The following is a 22,956-nucleotide window of genomic DNA, read 5'->3' as shown; positions in this document are numbered from 1 at the left end:
ATCGCGGTGGGCGGCTTCCTCACCCCGCAGGGCGCGGCCGACTTCGGCTGGTTCGCCTACAGCCCGCTGTCGGACGCCGTCCGCTCCCCGGGCATCGGCGCCGACATGTGGATCATGGGTCTGGCCTTCTCCGGCTTCGGCACCATCCTCGGCTCGGTCAACTTCATCACCACGATCATCTGCATGCGCGCCCCCGGCATGACCATGTTCCGCATGCCGATCTTCACCTGGAACGTGCTGCTGACCGGTGTGCTGGTCCTGCTCGCCTTCCCCGTCCTGGCCGCCGCGCTGTTCGCGCTGGAGGCGGACCGCAAGTTCGGCGCGCACATCTTCGACTCGGCCAACGGCGGAGCCCTGCTGTGGCAACACCTCTTCTGGTTCTTCGGCCATCCAGAGGTGTACATCATCGCGCTGCCGTTCTTCGGCATCATCAGTGAGGTCATCCCGGTCTTCTCCCGCAAGCCGATGTTCGGCTACATGGGTCTGATCGCGGCGACCATCGCGATCGCGGGTCTGTCCGTGACGGTGTGGGCGCACCACATGTACGTCACCGGCGGTGTGCTGCTGCCGTTCTTCGCCTTCATGACGTTCCTCATCGCCGTCCCCACCGGCGTGAAGTTCTTCAACTGGATCGGCACCATGTGGAAGGGCTCCCTGTCCTTCGAGACGCCGATGCTGTGGGCGACCGGCTTCCTCATCACCTTCACCTTCGGTGGTCTGACCGGTGTCATCCTGGCCTCGCCGCCGATGGACTTCCACGTCTCAGACTCGTACTTCGTGGTGGCGCACTTCCACTACGTGGTGTTCGGCACCGTCGTCTTCGCGATGTTCTCCGGCTTCCACTTCTGGTGGCCGAAGTGGACGGGCAAGATGCTCGACGAGCGCCTCGGCAAGATGACGTTCTGGACGCTGTTCATCGGCTTCCACGGCACCTTCCTCGTCCAGCACTGGTTGGGTGCCGAGGGCATGCCGCGTCGTTACGCCGACTACCTCGCCGCCGACGGCTTCACCGCCCTGAACACGATCTCGACGATCAGCTCGTTCGTGCTCGGCGCGTCGCTGCTGCCCTTCTTCTACAACGTGTGGAAGACGGCCAAGTACGGCAAGCCGGTCGGCGTCGACGACCCGTGGGGCTACGGCCGCTCGCTGGAGTGGGCGACGTCCTGCCCGCCGCCGCGGCACAACTTCCTCACCCTGCCGCGGATCCGTTCCGAATCCCCGGCGTTCGACCTGCACCACCCTGAGATCGCCGCGCTCGACGAGCTCGAGAACGCCCCGCACGGGGGCAAGGCTCTGGCCGGCAACGGCGCCAAGGAGGCCGGCAAGTGAAGATCCAAGGCCGGATGTTCATGTGGCTGAGCGTCTTCATCCTCGCCATGGCGGTCGTCTATGGCGTGTGGTCGAAGGAGCCGGCCGGTACCACCGCGCTCTTCCTGGCCTTCGGCCTGGCCATCATGATCGGCTTCTACCTGGGCTTCACCGCCCGGCGGGTCGACGTGGGCGCGCAGGACGACAAGGAAGCGGACGTCGCGGACGACGCCGGCGAGGTCGGGTTCTTCAGCCCGCACAGCTGGCAGCCGCTCTCCCTCGCGATCGGTGGCGCCCTCGCCTTCCTGGCGATCGCCGTCGGCTGGTGGCTGCTGTACTTCTCGGCGCCGCTGATCCTGGTCGGCCTCTGGGGCTGGGTCTTCGAGTACTACCGCGGTGAGAACCGCACCCAGTAACACGAGCTGAGCTCAGAGGGAGCCCGGACACTCCGTCAGGAGGGTCCGGGCTCCTGCTTTTGCAGCAACACCCCTCACCCGAACGCGTCACCCCGCGCGCCACGGCTGACGCGGCTTCCTAGCGTGAAGCCATGACCAACCCACCACCGCGCACGAGCACCGTCATAGGCTGCACACTGCTCGTGATAGCGCTCGGCGCGAGCGCCATAAGCTGCAGCAGCGACGGCAACCCGCTGTCCGCCGACCCGTACGACGCGGCGGACCAGATCGCCTTCAACGGCCCCTCCGGCGGCGGCAAGAAGGCCGACCCCGACAAGCCCCTGGAAGTCACCACGGAGGACTCCGACGGCCGAATAACCGACGTCACCGCCAGGGACGCCGCAGGACGCTACGTCGCGGGCGAACTCTCCGCCGACGGCACCCGCTGGCACAGCACCTCCCCGCTGGCCGCCGACGCCCGCTACACGGTGCGCGTGAGCACCGAGGACGAGGACGGCGCCCCCGGCCGCAAGGTCCTCACCTTCGTCACCAGCAAGCCGACCGCCAAGAAGCATCTGACGGCGAAGTTCGGCCCGAAAGCGGGCAAGTACGGCGTGGGCCAGCCCATCACGGCCGAGCTGAACCAGCCGGTCAAGGACCCGAAGCAGCGCGCCATAGTCGAGCGGGCCCTGAAGGTCGACTCCACGCCCGCGGTGGAGGGCGCCTGGCACTGGGTGGACGACAAGGAACTCCACTACCGTCCCAAGGAGTACTGGCCCACCCACGCCACCGTCCGAGCCCGCAGCAACCTCGACGGCGTCAAGATCAGCGACCGCCTCTGGGGCGGCAGGGTCAAGCCCCTGACCATCACCATCGGCGACCGGGTCATCGCTGTCACGGACGCCTCGGCGCACCAGATGACCGTCTACAAGAACGGCGAGGTCATCAGGGAGATACCGGTCACCACGGGCAAGCCCGGCTATGACACCCGCAACGGCGTCAAGGTCGTACTGGCCAAGGAAGGTACCGTTCGCATGACCAGCGCGAGCATCGGCGCCTCGGACTTCTACGACCTGACCGTCCACCACTCGGTCAGGGTCACCAACAGCGGCGAGTACGTCCACGCCGCCCCCTGGTCGACCGGCTCCCAGGGGTACGCCAACGTCAGCCACGGCTGCACGGGCATGAGCACCGGCAACGCCGCGTGGTTCTACGACACCATCAGCGAGGGGGACATCGTCCAGGTCGTCAACTCGGGCGGCGACACGATGGCCCCCTTCGGCAACGGCTTCGGCGACTGGAACCTGGACTGGAAGAAGTGGCGCAACGGCAGCGCGTTGCTGGGCGGCACCCCCGACGGCCCGAGCCCGTCGGAGAGGGCAAGGCTGAGACCACAGAGCGTGTGAACGCCCCCAGGGGCAGCGTCCCCAGGGGCGCGGGGAACGGCGCGACAAGCCACGGATCACCCGCAGCCGCCGCAAAACCTGTTGAACCGAGCTCCTAGGCGCTCTGAAGCCTCTTCGTCCGCAACAGGGAAGCCAACGCCGCCGCGAACTCCACCGGCTCCACAGGCAACGTCACAGCCGCCTCAGCCCGGCTCCAGGTAGCGAGCCACGCATCCTGAGGGCGCCCGATGAGCAGCAGCACCGGCGGGCAGTTAAAGACCTCGTCCTTGATCTGCCGGCAGACCCCCATGCCCCCCATCGGCACGGCCTCACCGTCCAGCACACAGACGTCGATCCCGCCCTTGTCCAGCTCCTTGATGACGGCACCAGGAGTCGCACACTCCACGAACTCCACCACCGGCACATCCGGAGCAGGCCTCCGCCCCGTCGCCAACCTCACCTGCTCGCGGGTGTTGGAGTCGTCGCTGTAGACCAGCACCGTGGCGGTCGGCTGCATTGTTCCTCCGTGACGTCAGCGTCGTAAGGACAGGCCTGTTGGCCCGGATGCTACTCCCTTGAACACCACGTCAACACCGGTATGAACGGGGAAGACACTCCGAACGGCACCCCCCGGAGTGAGGGCGGGATAAGCGACCGACATAATGTCGGTCGTGGCGACAGCAACGACAGTAGACAAGGGTCACGCGCACCCGTCGGTCAACCGGCCGAACCTCACCAGCGTCGGAACCATCATCTGGCTGAGTTCCGAGCTGATGTTCTTCGCGGCCCTCTTCGCGATGTACTTCACCCTGCGATCGGTGACGGGGCCCGAGTTCTGGAAGGAGAAGGCCGACTTCCTGAACTTCCCGTTCTCGGCGACGAACACCACGATCCTGGTGCTCTCCTCCCTCACCTGCCAGCTCGGCGTGTTCGCCGCCGAGCGCGGTGACGTCAAGAAGCTCCGGGGCTGGTTCATCGTCACCTTCATCATGGGTGCGATCTTCATCGGCGGTCAGGTGTACGAGTACACCGAGCTGGTCAAGCACGAGGGCCTCTCGCTCTCGTCCGACCCGTACGGCTCGGTCTTCTACCTGACCACCGGCTTCCACGGCCTGCACGTGACGGGCGGCCTCATCGCCTTCCTGTTCGTCCTCGGGCGCACCTACGCGGCCAGGAGGTTCACCCACGAACAGGCGACCGCCGCGATCGTCGTGTCCTACTACTGGCACTTCGTCGATGTCGTCTGGATCGGCCTCTTCGCCACGATCTACATGATCAAGTAGCCGGGCCCGATCCCGCGCCGCGTTCCACAACGCACCTACCGCAAGCATCGACGCAGAAGATCCTGACACCGGGGTAATCCGTGAAAAAGCTCTCCGCACGACGACGCCATCCGCTGGCGGCGGTCGTCGTCCTACTCCTCGCGCTGGCGTGCACGGGGGGGCTGTACGCCGTGTTCGCTCCCGCGGACAAGGCGCAGGCCGAGGAAACCGCCCAGTCCCTCACCATCGAGGAGGGCAAGAAGCTCTACACCGTCGGCTGCGCCAGCTGCCACGGAACCGGCGGTCAGGGCACCTCCGACGGTCCGAGCCTCGTGGGCGTCGGCGCCGCGGCCGTGGACTTCCAGGTCTCGACGGGCCGTATGCCGGCCGCCACCTCCCAGGGCGCCCAGGTCCCGCGGAAGAAGAACATCTACTCGCAGGCCGAGATCGACCAGCTCGCGGCGTACATCGCCTCGCTGGGCGCCGGTCCGTCCATCCCGACCGAGGAGCAGTACGGCCCCGAGGGAGCGGACATCGCCAAGGGCGGCGAGCTCTTCCGCAACAACTGCGCCCAGTGCCACAACTTCACCGGCAAGGGTGGCGCGCTGACGCACGGCAAGTACGCGCCGACGCTCGAGGGCGTCGACCCGAAGCACATCTACGAGGCCATGGAGACCGGCCCGCAGAACATGCCGTCGTTCCCCGACACCACGCTGTCGGAGCAGAACAAGAAGGACATCATCGCGTACCTGAACGCGGTCAACAGCGATGAGACGGTCAACCCGGGCGGTCTGGAGCTGGGCGGCCTCGGCCCGGTCAGTGAGGGCCTCTTCGCCTGGATCTTCGGTCTCGGCGCATTGATCGCGGTCGCCGTCTGGGTCGCCGCTCGGACCGCAAAGGCCAAGAAGTCATGAGTAGCCAAGACATTCCAGAAGAGAACCTGCCCGCTGAGCAGGACGTCACCGTTGCGGTAGCGGACGAGAAGGACCCCTTCGCCGACCCCGGCCTGCCGCCCCACGAGCACCGGATCCAGGACATCGACGAGCGGGCCGCCAAGCGGTCCGAGCGCACGGTCGCCCTGCTGTTCACGGTGTCGATGCTGGCCACCGTCGGCTTCATCGCCTCGTACGTCGCGATCCCGCACGACAAGTCGGTCTTCGTCTTCCCGATCGGTCACCTCAACGCGCTGAACTTCGCGCTGGGTCTGACCCTCGGTGCGGCGCTGTTCTGCATCGGCGCGGGCGCGGTCCACTGGGCCCGCACCCTGATGTCCGACGTGGAGGTCGCGGACGACCGGCACCCGATCGAGGCGTCGCCCGAGGTCAAGGCCAAGGTCATGGCCGACTTCAAGCAGGGCGCCAAGGAGTCCGCGCTGGGTCGCCGCAAGCTGGTCCGCAACACGATGCTCGGCGCGCTGGCCCTGTTCCCGCTCTCCGGTGTCGTCCTGCTGCGTGACCTCGGCCCGCTGCCCGGCACCAAGCTGCGCCACACCCTGTGGTCCAAGGGCAAGCTGCTCGTCAACATGAACACCAACGAGCCGCTGCGTCCCTCGGACGTCGCGGTCGGCTCCCTCACCTTCGCCAAGCCGGAGGGCCTGGAGGAGCACGACCACGACTTCCAGAACGAGATCGCCAAGGCCGCCCTGATGATCGTCCGGCTCCAGCCCGACGACATCAAGGACAAGCGCGAGCTCGAGTGGTCGCACGAGGGCATCGTCGCGTACTCGAAGATCTGCACCCACGTCGGTTGCCCGATCTCCCTGTACGAGCAGCAGACGCACCACGTGCTCTGCCCCTGCCACCAGTCCACCTTCGACCTCTCCGACGGTGCCCGAGTGATCTTCGGCCCGGCCGGTCACGCCCTGCCGCAGCTGCGCATCGGCGTGAACGACGAGGGCTACCTCGAGGCGCTCGGCGACTTCGAAGAGCCCGTCGGTCCTGCTTTCTGGGAGCGCGGATGAGCACTACGACGACCCCCGAGTCCCGCTCTCGCGGGAAGGCACCGGCCGGCGAGCGCGTCGCCGACTGGGCCGACGGCCGGCTGGGGATCTACTCCCTGGCCAAGGCCAACATGCGCAAGATCTTCCCCGACCACTGGTCGTTCATGTTGGGTGAGGTCTGCCTCTACAGCTTCATCATCATCATCCTCACGGGTGTGTACCTGACGCTGTTCTTCCACCCGTCGATGAACGAGGTGGAGTACCACGGCTCCTACGTCCCGCTCCAGGGACAGCTCATGTCGGAGGCGTTCAGCTCGACCCTGCACATCTCCTTCGACGTGCGCGGTGGTCTGCTCATCCGGCAGATCCACCACTGGGCCGCGCTGATCTTCCTCGCCGGCATGTTCGTGCACATGATGCGCGTGTTCTTCACCGGCGCGTTCCGCAAGCCGCGTGAGATCAACTGGCTGTTCGGCTTCCTGCTGTTCGTCCTGGGCATGTTCACCGGTTTCACCGGCTACTCGCTCCCGGACGACCTGCTCTCCGGTACGGGTGTGCGCTTCACCGAGGGCGCGATCCTGTCCATGCCGATCGTCGGCACGTACATCTCGTTCTTCCTGTTCGGCGGCGAGTTCCCGGGCGTCGACTTCGTGGCCCGCTTCTACTCGATCCACATCCTGCTGCTGCCGGGCATCATGCTCGGCCTGGTCGTCGGCCACCTGATCCTGGTCTTCTACCACAAGCACACGCAGTTCGCGGGCCCCGGCAAGAGCAACAAGAACGTCGTCGGCATGCCGCTGCTGCCGGTCTACATGGCCAAGGCCGGAGGCTTCTTCTTCCTGGTCTTCGGTGTCATCGCGGCCATCGCGGCGGTCGCCCAGATCAACCCGATCTGGGCGATGGGCCCCTACCGTCCCGACCAGGTGTCCACCGGCGCCCAGCCCGACTGGTACATGGGCTTCGCCGAGGGTCTGGTCCGCTACATGCCGGGCTGGGAGATCAACCTCTGGGGCCACACGCTGGTCCTGGGTGTGTTCATCCCGCTGGTGCTCTTCGGTGTGGTCCTGGCGGCGATCGCGGTCTACCCGTTCATCGAGTCCTGGGTCACCGGCGACAAGCGCGAGCACCACATCCTGGACCGTCCGCGCAACGCCCCGACGCGTACCGCGTTCGGTGTCGCCTGGATCACCGTGTACATGATCGGCCTGGTCGGCGGTGGCAACGACCTGTGGGCCACCCACTTCCACCTGTCGATCAACGCGGTCACCTGGTTCGTCCGGATCGGGTTCTTCGCCGGACCGGTCCTCGCGTTCATCATCACCAGGCGGATCTGCCTCGGCCTGCAGCGCCGGGACAAGGACAAGGTGCTGCACGGCCGCGAGTCGGGCATCATCAAGCGCCTGCCGCACGGTGAGTTCATCGAGGTGCACGAGCCGCTCAGCCAGGACGCGCTGCACACCCTCACCGCGCACGAGCAGTACAAGCCGCTCGAGATCGGCCCGACGGTCGACGAGAACGGCGTCGAGCGCAAGGTGAAGGGCTCCGAGAAGCTGCGCGCCAAGCTCAGCAAGGCGTACTTCGGCGAGGACGGCCAGATTCCCAAGCCGACCGTCGAGGAGTACAAGGAGATCACGAGCGGCCACGGCCACCACTGACGCTCCGCTGGTAGCGCCGCGTTTGGTAGTGCCGCGTTGTGTCGGTTGTCGTCTGCGGCTCCGTCGAGGCTGGTCGCGCAGTTCCCCGCGCCCCTAAAAGGGGCGCGGGGAACCGCGACCCTGCCAGGACCGTTCAGCCACGCCACGTTGAAGGGCCCCGTCCGAAGACCGGACGGGGCCCTTCTTCATGCCCCGTGGCTGGATAGGGTGGACCTCGTTGAGATTCTCGTCCCGTAGTGCGGGACGCCTGACCCAGGAGCGGCTTATGAGCGCTGTGACCCCCGCTGGAGGCGACACCGCGGCGGGCCGTTCCTGGCCCCTGCTGCTGAACGGCCTGCTGGACGGCCGGAACCTGACCGCCGACGACACCGCGTGGGCGATGGACCTGATCATGCGCGGCGAGGCGACGGACGCGCAGATCGCCGGCTTCGTGGTGGCGCTGCGGGCCAAGGGAGAGACCGTCGAGGAGATCGCGGGTCTCGTCCGGACGATGTACGAGCACGCGAACGTGATCGAGGTGTCGGGCCCGACCGTCGACATCGTCGGTACGGGCGGCGACGGCGCGAAGACGGTGAACATCTCCACGATGTCGTCGATCGTCATCGCCGGCACGGGTGCCAAGGTCGTCAAGCACGGGAACCGGGCGGCGTCCTCGGCATCGGGCGCCTCGGATGTGCTGGAGAAGCTCGGCGTCAATCTTGAGCTGACGCCGCAGCGGGTGGCGGAGGTCGCGGAGGAGGCCGGGATCACCTTCTGTTTCGCGGTGAAGTTCCATCCGTCACTGCGCCATGTGGCGGCCGCGCGAGGCCAGTTGGGCATCAGGACCACCTTCAACGTCCTCGGTCCGCTGACCAACCCGGCGAAGGTGAAGGCCCAGGCGGTCGGCGTGGCGGACCCGCTCATGGCGCCGATCGTCGCGGGCGTCTTCGCCGAGCGCGGCAACTCCTCGCTGGTGTTCCGCGGTGACGACGGCCTCGACGAGCTCACGACGACGTCCACGTCCCGGGTGTGGGTGGTGCGCGACGGCAAGGTGACCGAGGAGGCCTTCGACCCGCGGGACGTCGGCATCGAGCTGGTGCCGGTGGAGGCGCTGCGGGGCGCTGACGCCTCGTACAACGCCGACGTGGCGCTGCGCCTGCTGAACGGCGAGACGGGGCCCGTCCGGGACGCCGTACTGCTGAACTCGGCTGCCGCGCTGGTGGCGTTGAACCCGACGGACGCCTCGCTCACCGAGCAGATCCGGGCCGGGATGGCGAAGGCGGCGGAGTCGATCGACTCCGGGGCGGCCAAGCGGACCCTCGACCGCTGGGTGGCGGCCAGCAACGCATAGCGCGGAAGGGCGGTCCCGTAATTCGGACACGGGTTGCGGGACCGCGATCACTTCACGTACGTTCTTGACCAGGTCATGAGTGACAGTCATGAGGCCCCGGCCGACTGTCCGGCAACCCTCCGTCCGTGGCGGGGTGCCCCGGGTGAAGACCAGGCCGTAGGCAGCGAGGTCTACGGCAAGCGCGGGCCCCTCTCGAAGCCAGGGGTCCTGGTCGTTCGAGGGAGTCTTCCGTGAGCAAGCGAATGCGATAGGGCCGCCGAGCCCCGCCTCCGCGCACCCTTTTTCTCTTCTCTGCATGCCTTCAACTCGCATGCCCCTCACGGGAGTTCGCCATGTCTGTCGCCACCGCTGCCGCCGCCCAGTCCGTTTGCTCCCCGCTGCCCGTTCTGGGCCGGGATGTCACCGTCCCGCTCGTCACCGGCGGCGAGGTCACCTACGCCGCGCTCGACTACGCCGCCAGCGCGCCCGCCCTCCAGCGCGTCTGGGACGACGTGGCCGCCTACGCTCCGTACTACGGCAGCGTCCACCGCGGCGCCGGCTACCTCTCGCAGCTCTCCACCGACCTGTTCGAGAACGCCCGCAGGACGGTCGCCGAGTTCCTCGACTGCCGGGACACGGACCAGGTGGTCTTCACCCGCTCCACCACCGACTCGCTCAACCTCCTCGCCGCCGCCCTCCCGGCCGACTGCCAGGTCTTCGTCTTCGAGACCGAGCACCACGCCTCCCTGCTGCCTTGGCGCGACGCCCGCGTAACCTACCTCAACGCGCCCCGCACCCCGCGCCAGGCCGTCGAGACCCTCGAGCGCGCCCTCGCCGACCGCGACCCTTACGGCCCGGCCCTGGTCTGCGTCACCGGCGCCTCGAACGTCACCGGCGAGCTGTGGCCCGTACGCGAGCTCGCGGCCGCCGCCCACGCGCACGGCGCCCGGATCGTCCTGGACGCCGCCCAGCTGGCCCCGCATCACCCGGTGAGCGTCCGTGACCTCGACGTCGACTGGGTCGCCTTCTCCGGCCACAAGCTGTACGCCCCCTTCGGCTCCGGCGTCCTGGCCGGCCGCGCCGACTGGCTGAGCGAGGCCGAGCCGTACCTCGCGGGCGGCGGCGCGAGCCGCAAGGTCGCCCGGCGCGAGGACGGGGGAGTGGACGTGGAGTGGCACGAGAGCGCCGCCCGCCACGAGGCCGGCTCCCCGAACGTCATCGGCGCCTACTCCATCGCCTCCGCCTGCAAGGCCCTCACCGAGGCGGGCTTCGACCAGCTCGTCGCCCGCGAGCAGTACCTGATCGAGAAGGTGCGGGCAGGGCTCGCCGAGGTGCCCGAGGTCCGGATCCTCTCCCTCTTCGGCGACGACGCCCCCCGCGTCGGCGTGATCTCCTTCGTCGTCGACGGCTGGAACAGCTCCCACTTCGCCGCCGCCCTCTCCGCCGAGTACGGCATCGGGGTGCGCGACGGCCTGTTCTGCGCCCACCCGCTGGTCCGGACGCTGCTGGGCAGCGACCCGCAGACGCAGGGCGAGTGCGGTGCTCCGGAGGCGGCGCCCGGCGAGAAGTCCCTCAACGCGATCCGGGTGAGCTTCGGGGCCGGTACGCCGGACGAGCACGTGGAGCGGTTCGTGAACGCCGTGAAGGAGCTCGTGACCGACGGGGCGAAGTGGAACTACCGTACGGAGGACGGGCGTTGCGTTCCGGACACGTCGGCGTGAACCGGTAGCCGGGCGCCCAGCAGGATCATCCGCAGGGCGCGTTCGGTGGCGTCCGTGAGGAGTTCGGAGGCCCGGACGAGGGCCTCCGCCAGGGCCATCGGCGCCGGCAGGATCCCGCTGAACGCGTCCACGCCCGGCACGTCGTGCGCGCCCTCGCCGAGCGTGCCCGCCAGCACGAGCACCGGGCGGCCGTACAGCTTGGCCCGGCGGGCCACTTCGGCCGGGACCTTGCCGCGGGGCGTCTGGTGGTCCAGGGCGCCCTCGGCGGTGACGACCAGGTCGGCGCGCGCGAGGCGGGCGTCCAGGTCGAGGTGGTCCAGGAGCACGTCGAAGCGCGGGAGCAGTCGGGCGCCCAGCGCGGCGAGGCCCGCGCCCAGGCCGCCGGAGGCGCCGGTGCCGGGGCCGGCGTACAAGTCCGTGTCCACGATCCCCAGATCGCAGGTGAGGACGCGCGCCCAGTTCTCCAGCCCCGCCGACAGCTCCTCCACCTGCGCGGGCGTCGCCCCCTTCTGCGGGCCGAAGACGCGGGCCACGCCGCGCTCGCCGCACAGCACGTTGTACGGGTTGCAGGCGACGAGCAGCTCCACGTCCCGCAGGCGCGGGTCCAGGCCGGCGGGGTCGATCCGCGCAAGTCGCGTCAACTCACGTCCCCCGCGAGGGAGTTCGAAGCCGTCGGCGTCCAGCAGCCGGGCGCCGAGGGCCTGGAGCGCGCCAGCGCCGCCGTCGGACGTACCCGAGTCGCCGCAGCCGATCAGGATCCGCCGTACGCCCGTGTCGAGCGCGGCGCGGATCAGTTCGCCGACGCCGTACGTCGTCGTGGCGCCCGGGTCGCGCAGGGCGCGTGGGACGAGGGAGAGGCCCGCGACCGCGGCCATCTCCACGACTGCGGTGTCTCCGGCGCCCAGCAGTGCGAAGTGCGTGCCGACCGGCTCGCCGACCGGGCCCGTGGCGGGCAGTGCGACGAGCCGTCCGCCGGTAGCGGCGGCCAGTGCGGTGGCCGTGCCCTCGCCGCCGTCCACCAGGGGGATCAGGTCGAGCACGGCGTCCGGCAGGACCCGGCGGACGCCGTCCGCGATGGCGTCGGCGGCGGCCTGGGCGGACAGGGACTCCTTGAAGCCGCTGGGGGCTACGACGACTCGGGTCAGCATCGGAGGTCTCCTAAGCAGATCGGATGCGTACGGCGGCAACGCCCTCTTGAGGGGCGCGGGGAACTGCGCGACCAGCCACGACGGCGCAGCAGACAACCGACGACCCATCGCGGCCCTCTCATCGCGTCACGGGCACGCCGAGCAGCGGCCACACCGCCACGGCGAACAGCAGGACGAGGGCGGCCGTCAGCGGGGCCAGGACGGCGGACAGGCGCAGTAGGTCGCGCGGGGTGTAGGTGGGCGTCCCCGGGATGTCGGAGAAGAGGGTGACCGGCTTCGCCGAGGCCGGGAGGGTGTGGCAGAAACCGGCCGCCGCGGTGGACGCGAGTGCGGCGGCGACCGGGTTGACCCCGGAGCCCACGGCGGCCGCGACGACCAGCGGGACCAGGACCGAGGAGCGGGCCGAGCGGGACTGGAGGACGAGGTGGGCCGCCGTGCTGACCGCGATCACGGCGATCAGGAACAACACCGGGCCGACTCCACCGGGCAGCCCGTCGACCAGCCACTTCGCGGCCCCGGAGTCGGCGAGCGCGACGCCCATCGCCATCGTCGCGGCCATGAACAGCAGCAGCGACCAGGGGACCGTCTTCAGCGCGTCCTTCAGACGCACGGTGCCGAGGGCCGGCGAGGCGGCCACCACCGCGCCGATCAGCGCCACGACCGCGGGCGGTACCCGGTGCAGCGGCTCGCTGCACCACAGCAGGACGACCGTGCCGAGCAGTAGGGCGCAGCGTTTCTCGGCCTGCGTCCAGGAGCCGGTGACCGGATGGTCGCTGTGCTCCTGGATCTGCTCGGGGGTGATGCGCACGGCACCCTTTCGGTCCGCGCGCCGAGTGGCCGTCAGGAGGACCGCCTCGGCGGCCAGATGGGACGACGCCACGGCCAGGGGCAGGCCGAGCAGCAGCCACTCGGTGAAGCCGATCCGGTCACCGGTGGCCTGCCACAGCACCGACACGGTGATCAGATGCGCGCCCGCCCCGATCAGTGTCGCCACCGCCGACAGCAGGATCACGGTCGGGAACAGCAGTGCCAGCATCACGACCAGCCGCCTGCGGCCGGCCAGCGCCTTGGCGAGCGCGAGGAACACCGGCAGCGCGAGGGCGGCCCGCCCCGAGGTGGCCGGCACCGCGAACGCCGTGACGACCAGGGCGGCGGTGGTCAGGTGCACGAGCTGCCGTACGGTGCGTGCCCCGCCGACCAGGAACGCCGCCGCCCGCCCCGCGAGCCCGGTCCGGGTCACCGCCGCCGCCAGCACGAAGGCGCAGATCAGCAGCCACACCGTGGAGTCGCCCAGGGTGCCGAAGAGGGTGTCGCTGCTGATCACCCCGGTCACCGTCAGTGCGAGTCCGGCGCCCAGCGCGATGTACGTGTCGTCGACCGGCGTGGCGATCCAGGCGCAGGTCGCCAGGGCGAACACGGCGAGGGTGAGGCGGGCGTCGGCGCCGAGGCCGGGGAAGTTGCCGGGCACCGCGAGCAGTGCGCACAGGGAGAGCGCCACACAGAGCGCCGCGCTCAGACGGAGGTTCAGGGTCACGTCATCGAGGGTTCACCCGGGCGGTGAGCGGTCGATGAGCCGCACATGAAGAGAACTTCACGCGGGGAGCCGGTACCCCATGCCCCGTACCGTCTCCAGCTGCTCGGCGCCCAGCTTCTTGCGCAGCGCCCGTACGTACACGTCCACGATGTTCGATCCGGGATCGAAGTCGTAGCCCCACACGTGCGACAGGATCTGCTCGCGGGACAGTACCTGCCCCGGATGCCTCAGGAACAGCTCCAGGAGTACGAACTCACGTGCCGTCAGGTCCACGGTCCGCTCCCCGGCGCGCGCCCGCCGGGTGCGCAGGTCGAGGGTGAGCGAGCCGGACCGCAGCACCGTCACCTCGGGCGCCCGGGCCGCCGTACGCAACCGCAGGCGCACCCGCGCGAGCAGTTCCTCGAAGCGGAAGGGCTTGGTCATCCAGTCGTCGGCGCCGCCCTCCAGACCGGCCACCGTGTCCCGTACGGAGTCCCGCGCGGTCAGCACGATCACCGGGACCGTCACCCGTGCCTCCCGCAGTTCCCGCAGGACCGTGAAGCCGTCGCGGCCGGGCAGCCCGATGTCCAGGACAACCAGATCGAAACTGCCGGTCAGCGCGTACTCGTGAGCGGCCTCGCCGTCGCCGACGACGGTCGTGGTGAAGCCGTTGGCGCGCAGGCCCTTCTCGACGAAGGAGGCGATGCGCTCCTCGTCCTCGACGATGAGAATGCGGGTCACGTCTGTGCCTCTCCCAGTACCAGTGCGAAGGTGGCGCCGCCGCCCTCGGTGGCGCGCAGCCGCACCCGGCCGCCATGCGCCTCGGCGATCGCCCGGACGATCGACAGGCCGAGCCCGGCCCCCGAGCCGTGGGCGCCGCGCCGGGCCGTGCCGCGGCGGAACCGTTCGAAGATCACCTCGGCGTCCTGCGGCTGGACTCCGGGCCCGGAGTCGGCGACGTACAGCTCGACGCCCTGGCCGTCGGCGCGGGAGCCGATCCGGACGGTCTGCCCCGGCGCGGTGTGCTGCACGGCGTTCTGCGCCAGCTGGACCATCGCCTGGGTGATCCGCTGCGGGTCCAGCTCGGCCTCGACGTCGGCCACCTCGGCGAGCTGCCAGTCCCGCCCGCCGAGGGTGCGGGCCTTGACGTAGACGTCGGCGGTGAGCTCGGCGAGTTGCACCGGCTCCGGGGCGACGAAGTCGGGGCGCTCGGCCTTGGCGAGCAGCAGCAGGTCCTCGACGATGCGGCTCATCCGGTCCAGCTCGTCGGTGACCAGGCGTATCGTCTCCTCGCGCTCGGCGGGGTCGTCGCCCATGAGCTCCAGGTGCCCGCGCACGATGGTGATCGGCGTGCGCAGTTCGTGGCCCGCGTCGTCGACGAACTCGCGCTGGGCGGCGAAGGCGCGCTCCAGCCGGTCGAGCATGGCGTTGAACGTCTCCGCGAGCGCGGCGATGTCGTCGCGCCCGTGCACCGGGATACGGCGGGTGAGGTCCTGCTCGGTGAGCTGCGCGGCCGCGGTGCGCACCAGCCGTACGGGCTTGAGGATCCGCCCGGCGACCACCCAGCCGATGCCGGTCATCAGCAGCAGGGCGACTCCGGAGATGGCGAGCAGGACGCGGAACTGGTCGTTCACCGCGGCCTGCTCCCGCCCCGGGTGGAAGGCGACGACGAACGCGGCCTCCGTCTCGCCGCCGGCCCGGGCGACGGCGACCTTCGCCCAGCGGATCTCGCCCGACGCCCGGTGCAGCGTGCCGGTGGAGTCGGGTGAGTCGTAGATACGGCGCAGCGCGTCGTCGTCCCTGTGCAGCGGCAGGGCGACGGGGATGTCGCGCTCCTGGAAGAACTGCGCGGGGGTGTGGCCCGCCCGGCCGACCAGGCCGAGCAACTCCTCGTCCGGGTCGGCGTACTGCCGTACCAGGAACTCCTTCAGCAGCCTGGACGGGTCGGTGAACGGGCGCCCGGTCTCGGGATCGACGCCCCGCTTCTGGAAGTTGGCGAACTCGCCGGCCTCCTGGGCGAGCACGGCGTTGATCCGGTGGTCGACGTCCCGCAGCAGGATCGAGCGGGTGGTGGCGGCCACGGACAGCAGGCCGACGGTCATCACGAGCAGCAGCCAGAGCAGAATGCGGACCCGGGCGGAGATCCGCCGGCGCATCGGATCAGCCGTCGTCCCCGGGCTCGCCGCGGTCGTCGTCTCCGGTCTCCCGGTCGCCTGCGTCGTCATCGTCGTCACTCGCGGGGCTGTCGGTCACCGGGGGCCGGGACACGACCTCGTCGCTCGGCGTCGGTGCGGGCCGGGTGGGCGTCGGGGTGGGGGAGCCGCTGTTCAGCTCCACCTTGGGCGGGACCTGCGGCGACTCGGGTTTGTCGGTGAGGGCGAAGCTGGTCGCGGCGATACCCAGCGGAATCGCCACGACGGCGGCCAGGGCCGCCATCCGGTGCGAGAAGACCATGCGGCCGATCCTGCCCCCGGCGCCCGGCGACGCGGATGAGCTCAGGATGAAGAACTCTTCATCCTGAGCGGTGGCGGAGTCTCAGCTGTCCAGCCCGATCGCGAACGCCGCCTCCAGGTCGTGCTGCGAGTACGTCCGGAACGCCACGTGCGTGTCCGTCGCCTCCACGCCGGGGATCTTGCTGATCCGGCCGGGGATGACCTCGGCGAGGTCCTCGTGCTGCTTCACCCGCACCATGGCGATCAGGTCGTACGTCCCGGTGACCGAGAAGACCTCGCTGACGCTCTCCAGCGAAGCGATCCGCTCCGCGATCTCGGGAATCCGGTCCACGCTGGTCTTGATCAGGACGATCGCGGTGATCACGGCTGGTTCTCTCCCTCGGAGGCCGGAGCAGGGGCGGACTTCACTCTAGTCGTAGGGCCGAACCTCACCCACGCGTAGCCGAAGCCCACCCCGAACCCCACCAGGTGCGCCAGATACGCCACCCCCGGCCCCTGGTCGGCCCGCCCCGCCGCCACCCACTGCAGGGCCACCCAGAAGGGCAGCACGACCCAGGCGGGGAAGCGCAGCGGCAGGAAGAGCAGGAACGGAAGCAGGCTTGTGACGCGCGCCCCGGGGAAGAGGAACAGGAACGCGCCCAGGACCGCGGAGATCGCCCCGGACGCGCCGACCAGGGACTGGCCGGAGTCGTCGTTGGCGGCCGCGTAGCCCAGCAGGGCCAGGTAGCCGCAGCCCAGGTAGAAGAGCGTGAACTGGACGCGGCCCATCCGTTCCTCGGTCATCACGCCGAAGACGTAGAGGAAGAGCATGTTGCCGAGCAGGTGCACCCAGCTGCCGTGCACGAAGAGGGCCGTGGCAGGGGTGAGGACGGCCCGTGGCGCCCCCTCGAAGAGCTCCGCGGGGACCACACCCCAACGGTGGAAGTAGGCCCGCTGCGCGGCGAGCAGCGCCTCGCCGGAGCCGTACGCCGGATTGAGCCCCGCCGCCGGTCCTGTCAGGAAGAGCAGACAGCACAGGGCGATCAGCCCGTACGTCACCGGCGCCGGCGACCGGAGGACCGACCGGGCCGACCGGCCCGCTCTGCCGAACCGGGTCCCGAAATGCGCCACGCTCCAGTTGCCGATCATGAATACAGAGCATGACGTAACGGGACGCACGCGCACAGACCGCCTCGCCGCCCGAGACGGACAGGCGGCGAGTACCCGCCAGGCCGTAGGGTTACGAGCCACACGTACCGGGGAGCCCCCGGGGCGTCGCGGACAATGGAAAGCCTAGAAGGAAAGAGCACGGTCACGATGACGGTTCCCCTGCCGACCGCCACGACGCGGTGGCGCTGCACCCTCTGCGGCAACCTCACGCGCTTCGACGTGACGCGCTCGTCCAAGGTCGTGGAGTACGTCCACCTCGATCTGGCCGGTGAGCCCAAGGTCGAGGAGCGCGAGGTGCTCAGTGAGACGATCGAGTCGGTGCGCTGCCGCTGGTGCAACGCAGTGGACAAGGTGGAACTCGTGGACAGGCCGGGCGCCGGCTCCTGACGGGAGCGGGCTGCCGTACAGGTGATCCCCACGGGGATCCCGCACAGGCATTGGGGTGTGACGGATGGTGGAGACACAAGGCGGGGGGCCGGGCGACGGCGCCGCTGAGGTGCTCGACCGTCCGCTGCCCGATGCCGTACGGCGCAAGGTCGTACAGATCGTGTCCGACGGGTTCGGCGGGCTGACCGTCGGCGAACTGCCCGCGCAGCTACGGCAGTACGCCCGGTTCGCCCCGAACCGCCGGGCCAAGTTCGCCGGCAACGCCATGGCGGCGGCGCTGGAGACCGATCCGCTGTTCCGGCAGCGCATCGGGGAGAAGTTCAGAGAGACCCAGCCGGAGCTCTCCGGCGCTCTCGACTCCGGCTCGGCGCCTCCGGCCGCGGACCCGCTCGACGTGGCGGCCGCGGCCTATGTGCTGCGGCCCACGGGCTGGGTGAAGCTGGTGACGGCGGCCGGCGAGGAGGCCCAGCGGGCCGACGCCGAGCGCGCCGACGAGGAGAACCGCGCCGAGCTGGAGCGGCTGCGCGAGGAGCTCGCCCACGCCCGGGAGCACACCCGGCACGAGACCGAGCGGCTGCGCACCGAACTGGACGCGGCCAAGAAGGAAGCCGAATCGCTTCACCGAAAGCTGCGCTCCGCCCTCAGTGACGTCAAGCGCGGCGAGGCCGCCCTGCGCAAGATCCAGGGCGAGATCGAGGCCGTGCGCACCGAGGGACAAGCCCAGCTCTCCGCGGCCGAGAGCGAGACCCGGCGACTCAAGGCGCGGCTCGGAGAAGCCGAGGCCGCCCTCGAAGCCACGCGCAGAGCAGCACGCGAGGGGCGCAGTGTCGAGGACATGCGCGTACGGCTGCTTCTGGACACCCTGCTGGACGCCACCCAAGGGCTGCGCCGCGAACTGGCGTTGCCGCCGGTCTCCGTACGGCCCGCCGAGACCGTCGACGCGGTCGAACCGGGCCGCATGACCCCGAAGGACATCGCCGCGCGGGCCCTGTCCGAGAACGACCCCGCGATCCTCGACCAGCTCCTCGCCCTGCCGCAGGCCCATCTGGTCGTCGACGGCTACAACGTCACCAAGACCGGCTATCCCCAGATGCCCCTGGAGAAGCAGCGCCTGCGACTGCTCGGCCAGCTCTCCCAGCTCGCCGCGCAGACCGGCGCCGAGGTGACCTGTGTCTTCGACGGGGCCGAACTGGCCGCGCCGGTGCTGCTCGCGCCGCCGCGCGGGGTGCGGGTGCTGTTCTCCAAGCCGGGCGTGACCGCCGACGAACTCATCCGCCAGCTGGTGCGCGCCGAGCCGCCGGGCCGGCCGGTCATCGTCGCCTCCACCGACCGCGAGGTGGCCGACGGGGTGGCTCGGGCGGGGGCGCGTCCGGTGGCTTCTGCGGTGCTTCTCAAGCGGCTGTCCTGAATAGGCCAACGTACAGGGCTAATGCCCGAATTGACCTGACCGGCGCGCAACGTAGGGTCAATCGCGCATCACCGCATGTGAGTTGTGTGTAAAGAATGATGGGTGTGACGAGATTTTTCGTGTGAGGATTTGATCTGATCACAAGAGGGTCACTAGGGTCTGGCGTCGAACCTCCGAGCGGGTGATCACTCACAAGAAGGGTTTCACCTCCGTGGCGTCCCACCGTCGACCGAAGCAGCCGAGCCGTGCACGCGTGACCGTGCTGACCACCGCTGCCGCTGCTGCCGTGGCCATCAGTTCGCAGGCCGCCAACGCGGCCCCCAGCGAGAAGCCGAGCAAGGACGAGGTCAAGGCCAAGGTCGACAAGCTCTACGAGCAGGCCGAGCACGCCACCGAGGAGTACAACGGGGCCAAGGAGAAGCAGGGGAAGCTCCAGAAGGAGATCTCCACCATCCAGGACAACGTCGCCCGCGGCCAGGAAGAGCTCAACGAGCTGCGCGACGCGATGGGCCTCGCGGCCGCCGCCCAGTACCGCACGGGCAGCATCGACTCCTCCGTCCAGCTGTTCCTGTCGTCCGACCCGGACGACTACCTGGACAAGGCGTCCACCATGGACCAGCTGAGCGCCCAGCAGGTCGACCAGCTGAAGAAGATCCAGGACAAGCAGCTCGAGCTCGCCCAGCAGCGCGCCGAGGCCGCCGACAAGCTCAAGGACCTCTCTTCCACCCGCGACCAACTGGGCAAGAAGAAGAACGAAGTCCAGGCCAAGCTCGCCGAGGCGCAGAAGCTGCTCAACACCCTGACGGCTGCGGAGAAGGCCGCCATGGCCGCCGAGGAGGAGCGCGCCAGCCGTTCCTCCGCCGAGCGCGTCGACCTCGGCAACGACGCTCCCGGCTCCGGCCGCGCCATGGCCGCCTTCCAGGCCGCCCAGAGCAAGATCGGCTCGCCCTACGTCTACGGCGCCTCCGGCCCGTCCTCCTTCGACTGCTCGGGCCTGACCTCCTGGGCCTTCGCCCAGGCCGGTGTCTCCATACCGCGCACCTCGCAGGCCCAGGCCAGCTACGGCACGCGCATCTACAGCCAGTCCGAGCTCAAGGTCGGCGACCTGGTCATCTTCTACGGCGACCTGCACCACGTCGGCTTCTACGCCGGCAACGGCCAGATCCTGCACGCCCCGCGCACCGGCACGGTCGTCCGCTACGAGTCGATCAACAACATGCCGTTCCAGTTCGGCGTCCGCATCTGACCCCGGTCGTACGCCTCCAAGATCAACACAACGTGCCGCCCGAACGAGGGAATTACGGCACCGCCGACTGACCCCACGCCCCGCCCATGACCTGCGTCATAGGCGGGGCGTCACTTTGTGTGCCCGCGACGGTCGTTGGTCGTCACCCCGGCACGGAGCTACTGTCTGCCGCGTTTCCCTCGATGCCGGGGGACGAGTCCTTGTCCGCCAGCGGAAGGAGAGCGGCTTCCCGTGGGGTCTCATCGCCGCCTTGCACCAGCCGGGTTCGACCGTGGCGCCGGTGCAGCGCTCTGTGTCATGTCAGCCGCCGCCACGGCCCTCGGGGTCGTACCGGCCACGGCCGCACCGCACGACGACACCCGGGCCAAGGTGGACCGCCTCTACGAGGAGGCCGAGAAGGCCACCGAGGCCTACAACAAGGCCGACGAGCGGGCCGACAAGCTCCGCGAGCAGGTGCGCAGGTCACAGGACCGGATCGCCCGGCAGCAGGAGGACATCAACTCCATGCGGGACGCGCTCGGCCTGCTGGCCGGTGCCCAGTACCGGTCCGGCGGCATCGACCCCTCCCTCGCCCTGCTGCTCTCCGACGACCCGGCCGACTACCTCGACAAGGCCGCCCGGATCGCCCGGATCAGCGCCCACCAGGCCGGGGAGCTGGAGGACCTCCAGGACGCCATGCGCGTCCTCGCCCAGGAGCGCGCCGAGGCGGCCAAGAAGCTCACCGAGCTGGAGAAGAGCCGCAGGGCCGTCGCCCTCCACAAGCGGACCGTCGAGCACAAACTCGCCCAGGCCCGCAGGCTCCTGAACTCCCTCACGGAGAGCGACCGCGCCGCCTACGACCGCGCCTCCCGCTCCGGCCGCGACGTCCTGCCCGACTTCGGCGACGCCGTCGCCTCCTCGGCCCGCGCGGCGGCCGCCGTCGCCGCCGCCCAGTCCGCGCTGGGCAGGCCGTATGTGTGGGGCGCCAACGGGCCCTACGGCTTCGACTGTTCGGGCCTGATCCAGTGGTCGTACGCCCAGGCCGGCGTCTCCCTGCCGCGCACCTCGCAGGGCCAGCGGTACGCCGGCCGGCAGGTCCCGCTCTCCGAGGCCCAGCCCGGTGACGTGGTCACCTACCGCTCCGACGCCAGCCATGTCGGCATGTACGTCGGCAACGGCCAGGTCATCCACGCGCCCTACCCCGGCGCCCCCGTGCGCTACGACCCGGTCGGCATGATCCCGGGCGCGACGGTCACCAGGGTCTGACGCGGTCAGGTTCCCGCGGTCGGTGTGGCCCGAACGGCTCCCCCGTCGGGTGGGGCTCCGTTCCCGTGCGTCTGAATGCCGGTCCGTACGCGGGTCTGACTCGTGCGCGCTCCCCGCCGTACGATCGGGAAATGGCTGGTCGAAGGCGGGCGTCGGGAACGCGCATGGTCGTTGCGCTGTGTCTGCTGCTCGTCTCCCTCGTGGGCTGCGGCGGGCGGCCCGGCACCGACAGCGCGACGGCCGAGGTGCAGCGCGTCCTCGACCGGCGGTCCGCGGCGATACTCGACCGCGACGAGGCGGCGTTCCTGGACACGGGCGCGCGGGACTGGTTCGGCAACCTGCGGGCGCTGCCCCTCGCCGACTGGTCGTACCGCCTGACCGGCCTGCGCCGCACCGGCGACACCGCGACCGCCGAGGCCGAGCTGCGCTACCGCGTCCGGGGCTACGACCGGGCTCCCGTCACCGCCGGCCGCACGCTGAGCCTGAGCCTGGACATGGAGGGCCACTGGTACGTCGAGGCCGAGCGGCCCGCGAAGGGCTCCGCCCAGCAGCTGTGGGACCAGGGCGCGGTGAGCGTCGAACGGGGTGAGCACAGCCTCGTCCTGGGCGTCGGGCAGTCCGCCGCGGCGCTGCGGTCGTACGCGGAGCTGGCGGACGACGCGGTACCGGCCGTGTCGCAGGCGTGGGGCACGGACTGGTCCCGGCACGTCGTCGTCCTCGTACCGAAGTCACTCGCCGGCATGGCGGGCCTCCTCGGCTCACCCGCGTCCTCCTACCGCGGGATCGCCGCGGTCACCACCGGCGAGACCGGCGCCCCGGCGAACGCGCCCGCCGACCGGATCATCGTCAACCCCGACGCGTACGGCGTCCTCGGCGCCATCGGCAAACAGGTCGTCCTCACCCACGAGGCCACCCATGTCGCCACGCGTGCCGACACCACCGCCGCCACCCCGCTGTGGCTGTCCGAGGGCTACGCCGACTGGGTCGGCTATCTCGGCAGCGGCCGCTCCCCGTCCCAGGCCGCGCCCGAACTGTGGCGTGCGGTGACCGAGGGCCGGGTGCCGCCGGCACTCCCGTCCGACGCGGACTTCGGCTTCACCGGCGACTCGGGCAAGCTGGCGCGGGCCTACGAGAGCGGGTGGATGGCCTGCCGGATGATCGCGGAACGCTGGGGCGAGGTCAGACTCGTCGAGTTCTACCGGGCCGTGGGCGCGCACGAGCGGCGGGCGGGGGCCGTCGAGGGGGCGCTGAAGGACGTGCTGGGTACGTCGCTGGAGGACTTCACGGCACAGTGGCGGGACTACCTACAGGCTCAGTTCGCCTGACCCACCGGCTCAGCCCGCCCGCTCCAGCTGCGCGATGGCGGAACTCCAGCCTGCGGCGCAGCACTTCGGCCGGGACAGGATGCGGCGCGGGGCGGGTGCTCGTCGAGC

Annotated in this window: 22 protein-coding genes and 1 riboswitch; of the genes, 14 read left to right on the top strand and 8 right to left on the bottom strand. The window is 70.0% G+C overall.

What is annotated here, in order from left to right; all coding sequences use genetic code 11:
* From ACZ7L6_RS26885 to ACZ7L6_RS26875, 3 genes are all read left to right on the top strand, one after another.
* On the top strand, positions 1–1,329 hold a 1,329-nt coding region (locus tag ACZ7L6_RS26885), incomplete at its 5' end, for a cytochrome c oxidase subunit I (protein ID WP_471928099.1).
* A complete protein-coding gene (locus tag ACZ7L6_RS26880) occupies positions 1,326–1,724 on the top strand; it encodes a cytochrome c oxidase subunit 4 (protein WP_471928097.1) in 399 nt (132 codons plus the stop codon). The genes ACZ7L6_RS26885 and ACZ7L6_RS26880, both read left to right, overlap by 4 nt.
* Positions 1,725–1,855: 131 nt before the next feature.
* Positions 1,856–3,109, top strand: a complete 1,254-nt coding sequence (locus tag ACZ7L6_RS26875; RefSeq protein ID WP_471928095.1) for a L,D-transpeptidase — start codon at positions 1,856–1,858, stop codon at positions 3,107–3,109.
* Positions 3,110–3,203: 94 nt separating this feature from the next.
* Here ACZ7L6_RS26875 and ACZ7L6_RS26870 read toward each other — a convergent pair whose 3' ends face one another.
* Complete coding sequence (locus ACZ7L6_RS26870) at positions 3,204–3,605, bottom strand: response regulator (RefSeq protein ID WP_471928093.1); 402 nt, start codon at positions 3,603–3,605, stop codon at positions 3,204–3,206.
* Between the two features lie 145 nt (positions 3,606–3,750).
* On the opposite strand from ACZ7L6_RS26870, the gene ctaE reads away from it, so the two are divergent.
* The 6 genes from ctaE to ACZ7L6_RS26840 all read left to right on the top strand — a co-directional run bounded on the left by ctaE (position 3,751) and on the right by ACZ7L6_RS26840 (position 10,974).
* Entirely contained in the window at positions 3,751–4,371 is a 621-nt protein-coding gene (gene ctaE / locus ACZ7L6_RS26865; protein WP_398821717.1) for an aa3-type cytochrome oxidase subunit III, read from the top strand.
* 80 nt (positions 4,372–4,451) lie between these two features.
* The gene (gene qcrC / locus ACZ7L6_RS26860; RefSeq protein ID WP_471928091.1) at positions 4,452–5,264 is read left to right on the top strand and encodes a cytochrome bc1 complex diheme cytochrome c subunit; all 813 of its coding nucleotides are present in this window, start codon (positions 4,452–4,454) and stop codon (positions 5,262–5,264) included.
* A complete protein-coding gene (qcrA, locus tag ACZ7L6_RS26855; protein ID WP_471928089.1) occupies positions 5,261–6,310 on the top strand; it encodes a cytochrome bc1 complex Rieske iron-sulfur subunit in 1,050 nt (349 codons plus the stop codon). The genes qcrC and qcrA overlap by 4 nt, the downstream gene beginning before the upstream one ends.
* Positions 6,307–7,944, top strand: a complete 1,638-nt coding sequence (gene qcrB / locus ACZ7L6_RS26850; protein WP_471928087.1) for a cytochrome bc1 complex cytochrome b subunit — start codon at positions 6,307–6,309, stop codon at positions 7,942–7,944. Before qcrA ends, qcrB begins: the two co-directional genes overlap by 4 nt.
* A 265-nt stretch (positions 7,945–8,209) precedes the next feature.
* Entirely contained in the window at positions 8,210–9,274 is a 1,065-nt protein-coding gene (gene trpD, locus ACZ7L6_RS26845) for an anthranilate phosphoribosyltransferase (protein ID WP_471928085.1), read from the top strand.
* 71 nt (positions 9,275–9,345) lie between these two features.
* Positions 9,346–9,462: riboswitch (SAM riboswitch) on the top strand.
* Between the two features lie 144 nt (positions 9,463–9,606).
* Positions 9,607–10,974: an aminotransferase class V-fold PLP-dependent enzyme gene (locus ACZ7L6_RS26840; RefSeq protein WP_471928083.1), complete on the top strand. Its 1,368-nt coding sequence runs from the start codon at positions 9,607–9,609 to the stop codon at positions 10,972–10,974.
* Here ACZ7L6_RS26840 and ACZ7L6_RS26835 read toward each other — a convergent pair.
* The 7 genes from ACZ7L6_RS26835 to ACZ7L6_RS26805 form a co-directional block, all read right to left on the bottom strand.
* Entirely contained in the window at positions 10,929–12,122 is a 1,194-nt protein-coding gene (locus tag ACZ7L6_RS26835) for a glycerate kinase (RefSeq protein WP_471928081.1), read from the bottom strand. The two genes, ACZ7L6_RS26840 and ACZ7L6_RS26835, sit on opposite strands and share 46 nt — an antisense overlap.
* A gap of 118 nt (positions 12,123–12,240) precedes the next feature.
* Entirely contained in the window at positions 12,241–13,656 is a 1,416-nt protein-coding gene (locus ACZ7L6_RS26830) for an SLC13 family permease (RefSeq protein WP_471928079.1), read from the bottom strand.
* Positions 13,657–13,713: 57 nt separating this feature from the next.
* A complete protein-coding gene (locus tag ACZ7L6_RS26825; protein WP_471928077.1) occupies positions 13,714–14,376 on the bottom strand; it encodes a response regulator transcription factor in 663 nt (220 codons plus the stop codon).
* Positions 14,373–15,860: a sensor histidine kinase gene (locus ACZ7L6_RS26820; RefSeq protein ID WP_471928075.1), complete on the bottom strand. Its 1,488-nt coding sequence runs from the start codon at positions 15,858–15,860 to the stop codon at positions 14,373–14,375. The genes ACZ7L6_RS26825 and ACZ7L6_RS26820 overlap by 4 nt, the downstream gene beginning before the upstream one ends.
* Complete coding sequence (locus ACZ7L6_RS26815; protein ID WP_471928073.1) at positions 15,796–16,089, bottom strand: small secreted hydrophilic protein; 294 nt, start codon at positions 16,087–16,089, stop codon at positions 15,796–15,798. The genes ACZ7L6_RS26820 and ACZ7L6_RS26815 overlap by 65 nt, the downstream gene beginning before the upstream one ends.
* An 81-nt stretch (positions 16,090–16,170) precedes the next feature.
* Entirely contained in the window at positions 16,171–16,452 is a 282-nt protein-coding gene (locus tag ACZ7L6_RS26810; RefSeq protein WP_391682670.1) for an Lrp/AsnC family transcriptional regulator, read from the bottom strand.
* Positions 16,449–17,216 carry a rhomboid family intramembrane serine protease gene (locus ACZ7L6_RS26805; RefSeq protein ID WP_471928071.1) on the bottom strand — a complete coding sequence of 256 codons (768 nt, stop codon included), beginning with the start codon at positions 17,214–17,216 and terminating at the stop codon, positions 16,449–16,451. Before ACZ7L6_RS26805 ends, ACZ7L6_RS26810 begins: the two co-directional genes overlap by 4 nt.
* A 168-nt stretch (positions 17,217–17,384) precedes the next feature.
* Between ACZ7L6_RS26805 and ACZ7L6_RS26800 the strand changes: the two genes are divergently transcribed.
* The 5 genes from ACZ7L6_RS26800 to ACZ7L6_RS26780 all read left to right on the top strand — a co-directional run bounded on the left by ACZ7L6_RS26800 (position 17,385) and on the right by ACZ7L6_RS26780 (position 22,848).
* A complete protein-coding gene (locus ACZ7L6_RS26800; protein ID WP_062702813.1) occupies positions 17,385–17,624 on the top strand; it encodes a hypothetical protein in 240 nt (79 codons plus the stop codon).
* Between the two features lie 64 nt (positions 17,625–17,688).
* Entirely contained in the window at positions 17,689–19,032 is a 1,344-nt protein-coding gene (locus ACZ7L6_RS26795) for an NYN domain-containing protein (RefSeq protein ID WP_471928068.1), read from the top strand.
* A 211-nt stretch (positions 19,033–19,243) separates the two neighbouring features.
* Entirely contained in the window at positions 19,244–20,278 is a 1,035-nt protein-coding gene (locus ACZ7L6_RS26790) for a C40 family peptidase (protein ID WP_471928134.1), read from the top strand.
* Between the two features lie 231 nt (positions 20,279–20,509).
* The gene (locus tag ACZ7L6_RS26785) at positions 20,510–21,523 is read left to right on the top strand and encodes a C40 family peptidase (protein WP_471928066.1); all 1,014 of its coding nucleotides are present in this window, start codon (positions 20,510–20,512) and stop codon (positions 21,521–21,523) included.
* A 131-nt stretch (positions 21,524–21,654) separates the two neighbouring features.
* The gene (locus tag ACZ7L6_RS26780; protein ID WP_471928064.1) at positions 21,655–22,848 is read left to right on the top strand and encodes a hypothetical protein; all 1,194 of its coding nucleotides are present in this window, start codon (positions 21,655–21,657) and stop codon (positions 22,846–22,848) included.
* Positions 22,849–22,956: the final 108 nt, after the last annotated feature.

The sequence above is a fragment of the Streptomyces sp. NPDC107522 genome (assembly GCF_055657525.1).
This window is presented reverse-complemented; position numbering and strand designations above follow the sequence as displayed.